The organism is Paractinoplanes deccanensis (assembly GCF_016862115.1).
Classification (GTDB): domain Bacteria; phylum Actinomycetota; class Actinomycetes; order Mycobacteriales; family Micromonosporaceae; genus Actinoplanes; species Actinoplanes deccanensis.
The window spans coordinates 1-8,558 of the sequence record NZ_BOMI01000198.1 but is presented as its reverse complement, the minus strand read 5'-3'; the positions used below and the strand labels follow the sequence as shown (position 1 = coordinate 8,558).

At 71.5% G+C, this 8,558-nt stretch carries 7 protein-coding genes; all 7 read right to left on the bottom strand.

The features are described from left to right. Positions 1–312: 312 nt before the first annotated feature. Complete coding sequence (locus Ade02nite_RS46620) at positions 313–1,140, bottom strand: shikimate dehydrogenase (protein WP_203777875.1); 828 nt, start codon at positions 1,138–1,140, stop codon at positions 313–315. A gap of 11 nt (positions 1,141–1,151) precedes the next feature. Next, positions 1,152–2,345, bottom strand: a complete 1,194-nt coding sequence (mltG, locus tag Ade02nite_RS46615; RefSeq protein WP_203777874.1) for an endolytic transglycosylase MltG — start codon at positions 2,343–2,345, stop codon at positions 1,152–1,154. Further along, on the bottom strand, positions 2,342–2,800 hold the full coding sequence (gene ruvX / locus Ade02nite_RS46610; protein WP_203777873.1) for a Holliday junction resolvase RuvX: 459 nt from the start codon (positions 2,798–2,800) through the stop codon (positions 2,342–2,344). The genes mltG and ruvX overlap by 4 nt, the downstream gene beginning before the upstream one ends. 23 nt (positions 2,801–2,823) lie before the next feature. Continuing rightward, positions 2,824–5,508, bottom strand: coding sequence for an alanine--tRNA ligase (gene alaS, locus Ade02nite_RS46605; protein ID WP_203777872.1), 2,685 nt, complete (start codon positions 5,506–5,508; stop codon positions 2,824–2,826). Then, positions 5,505–5,771, bottom strand: a complete 267-nt coding sequence (locus Ade02nite_RS46600; protein WP_203777871.1) for a hypothetical protein — start codon at positions 5,769–5,771, stop codon at positions 5,505–5,507. The genes alaS and Ade02nite_RS46600 overlap by 4 nt, the downstream gene beginning before the upstream one ends. 32 nt (positions 5,772–5,803) lie before the next feature. Then, entirely contained in the window at positions 5,804–6,253 is a 450-nt protein-coding gene (locus tag Ade02nite_RS46595) for a DUF948 domain-containing protein (RefSeq protein WP_203777870.1), read from the bottom strand. A 75-nt stretch (positions 6,254–6,328) separates the two neighbouring features. Next, positions 6,329–7,066 (bottom strand): hypothetical protein, encoded by a 738-nt coding sequence (locus Ade02nite_RS46590; RefSeq protein ID WP_239169569.1) that lies wholly within the window; start codon positions 7,064–7,066, stop codon positions 6,329–6,331. Positions 7,067–8,558: the final 1,492 nt, after the last annotated feature.

Genomic DNA, 8,558 nt, shown 5'->3' with positions numbered 1-8,558 from the left:
TGGGCTCTGCCGATGGGCTCTGCCGATGGGCTCTGCCGATGGGCTCTGCCGATGGGCTCTGCCGATGGGCTCTGCCGATGAGCTCTGCCGATGAGCTCTGCCGATGAGCTCTGCCGATGAGCTCTGCCGATGGGCTCTGCCGATGGGCTCTGCGGGTGGCGGATTCCGCGGGCAGGCGGCTGACGGGCTCCGCGGGCAGGCAAGCTCCGCGAACAGCCAGGCCCCACAGGCCGCCAAGCTGACGGGCTCCGCAACCCGGCAGGCCCACGGGCCAACAGCCTCACGGGCCCCGCAGGCGGGCTCCTCACCCAGTCAGCGAGCCGCCGCAGCCACAAACAACGCTTCCCGCATAGCCCTCTCCGGAGCCGGCCGAACCCCCGTGAACTGCTCGAACTGGCTCAGCGCCTGAGCCAGCAGCAGATCCAGACCCGAGATCACCGCCAGCCCTTTCGCCGACGCCGAGGCTGCCAAGGGGGTCGGCCACGGGTCGTAGATCGCGTCGAAGAGCACCGTGCCGGCGCGCCATGCGGCTTCGATGGCCAGGTGGTCGGCGGCGCCCTTCGGCACGGTGGAGATGACCGCGTCGGCGGTCAGTGTCGGTGCCGCCTCGTCCCAGGGCACGCCGGTGATGTGCACGCCCAGGGCTTCCGCCGCCGGGGCCAGTTCGTCGCGTGCCGACGGGCGGCGAGTCACCACCGCCACCTCCGTCGCGCCCAGTTCGGCCGCCGCTGCCAGGGCCGCGCGTGCCGTGCCGCCTCCGCCGAGGATCGTCAACGAATGCGGGGCCGTGGCGCCGGCTTCGCGCAGGACGCGGATCATGCCGACGGCGTCGGTGTTGTCGCCGTACCAGGTGCCGTCGGGGCGGCGTACCAGCGTGTTGGCCGCTCCTGTCGCCGCCGCCAGCGGGGATGTCTCGGCGGCCAGGCGCAGGGCCGTCTCTTTGAGCGGCATCGTCAGGGACAGGCCGGCCCATTCGGGGCCGAGCGAGTCGACGAGCCCGGGCAGGGCGAGCTCGTCGACCTCGAACGACGTGTACTGCCAGTGTGTCAGGCCGGCCGCCGCGTAGCCCGCTCGGTGGATGACCGGGGAGAGCGAGTGGGCGATCGGCTTGCCGCAGACGGCGGCGCGGCTTGGTTGCACGGCTAAAGACCCTAGAGCACGCCGGCTTTCCTGGCCTTCTCGACGTTCGCGTCGTGCTCGGCGAGGGTTTTCGCGAAGGCCGAGTGGCCCTGCTTGTCGATCGCCACGAAGAAGAACCAGTCGCCCTTCGGCGGCTCGAGCGCGGCCTCCATGGCCGCCTTGCCCGGGTTGTTGATCGGCGTCGGGGTGAGGCCCTTCCGGCCGTGCAGGCGGTACGGGTTCTTCGGGTCGTACAGCTCGGCGTTCGTCATCTTGCCGGACGGCTTCGTCGCCTTGCCGGTGAGCTGGTAGTAGTAGTTGATCCCGACGTCGAACTCGAGGCAGCCGCACGGGATCTCGGGCGTGCCGACGTAGAGGCGGTTGTACGCCACCCGGGCCACCTTGCCGAGATCGTCCTTGTTGCCCGCCTCGGCCTGGGCGAGCGACGCCACCGTCAGCACCTCGTTGGGGGTGAGGTTGCGGTCGCTCTGCGCCTTTTCGACGAAGCCCGTCTCCTCGGCCACCGTGTTGAAGTGGGTGACCATGGTGCGCAGCATGTCCTCGGCCGTCGCCTTGGGGTCGAACTCGTACGTGTCGGGGAAGAGGAAGCCCTCGATCGACTTGGTGGCCTTGGCGTTGTTGCTGCGGTTGAACCAGAAGTCCGCGACGCCGAGCGCCTCGGGATCCTTCGCGGCTTCCTTGAAGTCTTCGACCTTTTTGCCCGTCGCCTTGGCCAGGATGTCGTAGACCTGGTTGGCGGTCTTGCCCTCGGGGATCGTCACACCCTTGGAGACCCGCGACTTGGGGTCGAGCAGCAGCGTCACGGCGCTCTCGGCCGACATCTGCTTCTTCAGGTTGTACGTGCCCGATTGGATGTTCTTGCCCTTCGGGTTCGCGTCCGCCGCGTTCACGAAGGCTTTGGTGCTCTTGACGACGTCCTTGTCGACCAGCGCGTTGCCGATGTCGGTGAGCGTCGCGTTCTTGGCGATGTCGACCTGCACGGCCGCGCCGCCCGACCCGTCGTAGTCGGCGGCGACGAAGAAGTCCTTGACCTTGGTGTAGCCGAACCAGACGCCGCCACCGAGGACGGCGAGCAGGACAAACGCCATCAGGAACGCGACGCCGGACTTGCCGCCGCTCTTCTTCCCGCCGCGGGAGCCCCGGCGATGTCGGGGTCTCCCTCGCTCCGCGCTCTCGTCGAACGCGAGGTCCAGCTCGTCGATCATCTCTGCCTCCGCTGAGCGTCCAGCCAGCCTTGCAGGATCTCCACCGCGGCAGCCTGGTCGACGACCGCCCGCTGCCGCTTGCCGCGCACGCCTCGTTCGGCGAGCCTGCGCGTCGCGACCACGGTTGACATCCTCTCGTCCGCGAGGACGACCGGCACGGTACCGACCGCCTCCACCAGTCGCCCAGCGTACGCACGAATGTCGATGGCGGCAGGTCCCTCGGCCCCGTTCAGGCGAACCGGGAGCCCCACCACGATCTGCACCACCTCGTGTTCCCCCACGAGACGGACCAGCTCAGCAATGTCAGCGGGCACGGCATCGTCTGCCGCACCCATGTCACGGGGCACCGTGACCAGGGGGGTGGCCAGGATCCCGTCAGGGTCGCTGATCGCGACCCCGACGCGCACCTTACCGACATCGACGCCCAGCCGCCTACCCCGCGACAGCGCGCTCATCTCCCGGCTACCCCCTGAAAACGTCAGTTCGCGGTGTCGCCCACCGCCTTCTCCACCGCCGCGAGCAGCGCCGGGACCTGGTCGGCCGGGAGGCCACCGCCCTGCGCGAGGTCGGCGTTGCCGCCGCCCCGGCCGGAGAGCGCACCCTTGACCAGATCCGCCGCCGACAGGCCACGGCCCTTGGCCGCGCTGTTCAGCGCCACGATCAGCGACGCCTTGCCGTTCGAGCGGGCCGCCACCGCGACGACCGCGGGACGAGCCCCGTCGATCTTGCCGCGGATCTCCTGGGCCAGCGTACGCACGTCGTTGCCGGCCGCGCCCTCGGGAGCCTCGGTGCCGACGAACGCCACACCGCGCAGGTCCTTGGCCTGCGCCGCGAGGGTCGCCGCGCCGCCGAGCACCATCTGGGCGCGCAGCTTCTCGAGCTCCTTCTCGGCGTCGCGCAGCGCGGTGACCGTCTGCTCGACCCGGTCGGCGACCTGGTCCCCGGGCACCCGGAACAGCTCCGCGAGCCGCGAGACGAGCAGGTGCTCCTTGGCGAGGAAGCCGAACGCGTCGATGCCCACGAGCGCCTCGACACGGCGTACGCCGGAGCCGATCGACGACTCGTTGAGGATCTTCACGAGGCCCAGCTGACCCGAGCGGTCGACGTGCGTGCCACCGCAGAGCTCACGCGCGTAGTCGCCGACTTCAACCACACGGACCTCATCGCCGTACTTCTCCCCGAAGAGCGCCATCGCGCCCAGCCGGCGCGCTTCCTCCTGGGAGGTGATGAACCAGTGGACCTCGAGGTCACGCAGCAGCACCTCGTTGACCTGCTGCTCGACGTCGTTGAGCACCGAGGGCGAGACGGCCCCGGGGGTGTTGAAGTCGAACCGCAGCCGGCCCGGCGCGTTGAGCGAGCCCGCCTGGGTCGCCGACTCGCCGAGGAACGCGCGCATGGTCTGGTGCACCAGGTGGGTCGCGGTGTGCGAGCGCGAGATCGCCTTGCGCCGGGTCACGTCGATCTCGGCGAAGCCGGTCTCGCCCGTACGGACCTCGCCCTGGATGACCCGCGCCTTGTGCACGATCAGGCCGGGGATGGGCTGCTGCACGTCGACGACTTCGAGCCGGCCGCCACCCACGTTGATGATGCCGGTGTCGGCCTGCTGGCCACCGCCCTCGGCGTAGAACGGGGTGGTGTCGAGCACCAGCTCGACGAAGTCGCCCTCGCCGGCCACCTCGATCGAGCCGCCGCCACCGATGATCGAGCGCACCCGAGACTCGCGGGAGACCTCCTGGTAGCCGGTGAACTCGACCGGGCCGCCCGCGTCCAGCGCGCCGCGGTAGGCCGACAGGTCCGCGTGGCCGGTCTTGCGCGCCGCCGCGTCCGCCTTCGCGCGGGCCCGCTGGTCGGCCATGAGCCGGCGGAAGCCGTCCTGGTCGACGTCCAACCCCTGCTCGGACGCGATCTCCAGGGTCAGGTCGATCGGGAAGCCGTACGTGTCGTGCAGCTGGAACGCCTGGTCACCCGACAGCCGCCCCGAGCCCGCGGCCTTCGCCGAGGAGATGTGCGTGTCCAAGATCGTCGTGCCCGCCCGCAGCGTCGACAGGAACGCGTCCTCCTCCGCGTACGCGTACGTGGAGATCCGCTCGAAGTCCTTCTCGAGCTCGGGGTAGGACGGCGCCATGCAGTCGCGCGCCACCGGCAGCAGCTCGGGCAGCGCCCGCTCCTGCCAGCCGAGCAGGCGGATCGCCCGGATCGCCCGGCGCATGATGCGCCGCAGCACGTAGCCGCGGCCCTCGTTCGACGGCGTGACACCGTCGCCGATCAGCATCAGCGCGGTGCGGACGTGGTCGGCGATCACGCGCAGGCGTACGTCGTCGGGGTGTGACTCGCCGGCGACGTGGCCGGAGTGCGCGCCGTACCGCTTGCCGGTCATCTCCGCGGCGCGCGCCAGGATCGGCCGGACCTCGTCGATCTCGTACAGGTTGTCGACGCCCTGCAGGATCGAGGCGATGCGCTCCAGGCCCATGCCGGTGTCGATGTTCTTGTTGGGCAGCTCCGAGACGATCGTGAAGTCGGTCTTCGACCGCACGTCGGTGATCTCGTACTGCATGAAGACCAGGTTCCAGTACTCCATGAACCGGTCCTCGTCGACCTCGGGGCCGCCGTCCTTGCCGTACTCGGGGCCGCGGTCGTAGAAGAGCTCGGAGCAGGGACCGGCCGGGCCCGGAATGCCCATCGACCAGTAGTTGTCCTTCTTGCCCCGGCGCACGATGCGCGACTCGGGCACGCCGATCGCCCGCCAGAGCGCGAACGCCTCGTCGTCGTCGTGGTAGACGGTCGGCCAGATGCGCTCCGGGTCGAGGCCGTAGCCGCCCTCGGCCTGCGACTTCGTCGACAGCTCCCAGGCGAGCTTGATCGCTCCCTCCTTGAAGTAGTCGCCGAACGAGAAGTTGCCGTTCATCTGGAAGAACGTGCCGTGCCGCGACGTCTTGCCGACCTCGTCGATGTCCGGCGTCCGGATGCACTTCTGGACGCTGACCGCGCGCTTGAACGCGGGCGTGCGCTGCCCCAGGAAGTAGGGCACGAACTGCACCATGCCGGCGTTGATGAACAGCAGGTTCGGGTCGTCGATGGCCGGCAGCGGGGCACTCGGCACGACCGTGTGCCCGTTGGCCTCGAAATGCGCCAGATAGCGCCGCTTGATCTCCGCCGTCTTCATCGGTTCCCCTCCTGGGCCTCGTCCGGGCCCTCTTCGTACAGCTCCCCCTCGGCGAACGCCTGATGGATCTGCTGCTCCCGCTCGGCCATTCCCTCGCGGACGTCATCCACGAAGCTACGCACCGACTCGACCAGGCCGCCAGCGGATTGCGACAGCGAGGTGGCGATGCCGGACGGGGTGTACTCGTTCGCCTTCTGCGTGAGCTTGCGAACGACGATGGCGCCGACGGCCAGGCCGACGCCCAGCCAGAGCAGGCGCTTCATGGCTTATTCCTCCGGGTGAGTGTGGCGGGGCTTCAGCGGCCGGACTTGCGGCGCTGCTTGAGCTCGGTACGGACGGCGCGGTCCTCGTCGGCGCGGCGGCGCGCCGCGGCGGCCTTGCGCAGGCCGTACCCGAAGGAGGCGACCTTGACGAGCGGGTTGGCGGCGGCCGCGGCGACGACGGTGGACAGGTTGGCCACGTTGGCGGTCACGTGCGCGGCGTGCTCGGTGATCGTGTCGACCTTGGCGAGCTGGACGTTGACACCGTCCAAAGAGACCTGCACCTGGCCGAGCGCCGTGTTCACGTTACGCACCGTGTCGTTGACGTCACCCAGCAGCGGCCCGGTCCGGTCGGTCAGGTCATTGATCGCCCTGGTGGCGGCGTCGACCGTGCGGCCCAGCTTGAGGATCGGCACGGCCAGCACGATGACGAGCATCAAGAAGGCGCCCGCCGCGATCAGGCCTGCGATTTCTCCGGCGTCCATCAGGCGCTTCTCCCTTACGTGGTCACGGATGGCGAGTCAACGTGCAGACCCTACCGTCCGTGACCGCGAGCCGCGTCACGACGCCGAGGGTGTCGGCTCCAAGAGCGGATCATTCGACAGGACGGGGTCCGGAGTCTCGCCCACGAGCGGGCTCTCCTGCGGATCCGGCTGCTTGCCACGAGTGTCCACGATCGCGTTCTGCACCTTGATGCTCACCGTGGAGCCGGTGCAGTTCTTGGGATCGGCCGGCGTGGTGCCCTCGGCCGGCACGGCGGCCGGGTCCTGGGCGGCGATCTGGTCGACCTCGCACTCGGGCAACCGCACCCACAGGTCCAAGGTGAACTCGTCTCGCTTCCAGCAGCTGTAGGTGCCGTCCTCCGGGCTGACCGGCTGCTCAGGACACTCGGCGACCTTCCACGGCTGCCACCCGGCAGCGCTCAGGGCGGAGGTGTACGCCTGCGTGGTCTCCTTGAACGGCTTCTCCGACTGGGCGATCCGCTCCCGGAACGTGCAGTCGATGAAGCACCACCGGCTGCCGCTGCTCTGGTCGTCCACCTGCTCCGCGGCCCAGCTCGGCACGTCCAGCGAGTTGAGCGAGCTGAACACCGGGTCGTTGCCCGCCGACCGCAGCCCGAAGAAGGCGGGCAGCACGAGCAGCACCACGGCCGCCAGCGAGACCAGCGCCACCATCCGAAGGCGCCGCTGCGTCCGCAGCTTCTGCCGCAGCCCGCCGACCACACCGCCGGCCTCGCCGGCCTCGTCGTCGTCCTCCAGCGCACCGGCGGCTTTCGCCGCTCCGGCCCGGGCCCCCACGACGGGACTGACTCTCCCGCTGGGTGCCTCATCATCTTCACCCGTCAGTGGTACGCCGTGAGCACCCGCCCGCAGCCCCTCAGCACCCGCACCGACGCGCGCCGCCGCCACAGCACCCACCGACGCGGCCCCGACCGACGCAGCACCCACCGAGGCAGCACCCACCGACGCGGCACCTACAGAAGCCGCACCGACGGAGGCCGCACCCACAGAAGCCGCGCCCGCGGCCGGTCGGCCGACAGACGCCGAGCCCGCCGCCGGGCCACCGACCGAAGCCGAACCGGCAGCGAGGGCACCGACCGGGGCCGCACCCACGCCACCACGCGCCGAGCCGGCCGGACCGCCCACCGAGGCCGCACCGGCAGCCGGGCCACTGCGAGCCGGCCCACCCGGACCACCCACGGAAGCCGCGCCAGCAGCCGGACCGCCACGAGCCGACCCACCCGGACCGCTGACGGAAACTGGGCCACTGCGAGCCGGCCCACCCGGACCACCCACGGAAGCCGCGCCAGCAGCCGGACCGCCACGAGCCGACCCGCCTGGGCCGCCCACGGAAGCCGCGCCGCCGACGGAGGCCGAGCCCGCTGCCGGGTTTCCGGGGCCGCCCACGGACGGGGAACCGGCCGGGCCACCACGAGTCACCGGGCCGGCAACGGACGCCGCCCCCGTGGCCGGGCCACCGCGGGACGCGGGTCCGCCGACCGAGGCCGAACCGACGCCCGGACCGCCCACCGCCGCCGACCCGCCGCGAGCGGGACCGTCCACCGAGGCCGCGCCGGAAGCCAGGTCGCGGGGCAGGGCGCCGCTCCGGTCGGCGGCGCCGGTCGGGCCGGAGCCCGGCCGCACCCGGCCGACGGAGGCCGACCCCGCGGCCGGACCACCGAGCGGGGCCGCTCCGGCGGCACCGGCGCCCGTCGCGAAGGCACCCGAAGCCCCGCCGCCGAGGTTGCGCCCCGGGGACATCGTGCGCTCACCCGGACCGCCGGGCGCCCGCCCGTGCCGGCCGCCGGGAAGTTCCCCGGAGGCTTCCGGGTCGAAGTCGTCCTGCCCGTGGCGAGCGTGCCGCCCCGAGCCGAAGTCGTCATCCTGTTCGCGCCCGGGAATCTCCCCCGAGTCGAACTCGCCCGCACCGAACTGGCCGGGCCCACGCCCCTGCTGCCCCGGCGAGACCGGCCCCGCCGGAACAGCACCGGTGCCGAACCCGCCACGCTGCGGCCCGCGGGGATCGACCGGACCGGAGTCCTCCCCCGGCCGCCGGATCGCCCCCGAGACATTGCCCGCCATCGCACCGGCCCGCCCGGGAACGGCAGGCGTCCGCACACCTTCCCGCCCCGGCACAACCGGCGGCACCACACTGGCCGCCGCCCGCACCGGCCCACCGGACGCGGCAGGCCCACCGGGCCCGCCGGGCCCACGCACGGCGCCGCCCTGCCCGGGACCATCAGGGCCGCCGGGACCACGCACGGCCCCACCCTGCCCGGGTCCACCAGGA

Coding starts and splice junctions, on each gene's coding strand:
- mltG (WP_203777874.1), bottom strand. CDS start 2,345: ATGATCGACGAGCTGGACCTCGCGTTCGACGAGAGCGCGGAGCGAGGG.
- ruvX (WP_203777873.1), bottom strand. CDS start 2,800: ATGAGCGCGCTGTCGCGGGGTAGGCGGCTGGGCGTCGATGTCGGTAAG.
- alaS (WP_203777872.1), bottom strand. CDS start 5,508: ATGAAGACGGCGGAGATCAAGCGGCGCTATCTGGCGCATTTCGAGGCC.
- Ade02nite_RS46600 (WP_203777871.1), bottom strand. CDS start 5,771: ATGAAGCGCCTGCTCTGGCTGGGCGTCGGCCTGGCCGTCGGCGCCATC.
- Ade02nite_RS46595 (WP_203777870.1), bottom strand. CDS start 6,253: ATGGACGCCGGAGAAATCGCAGGCCTGATCGCGGCGGGCGCCTTCTTG.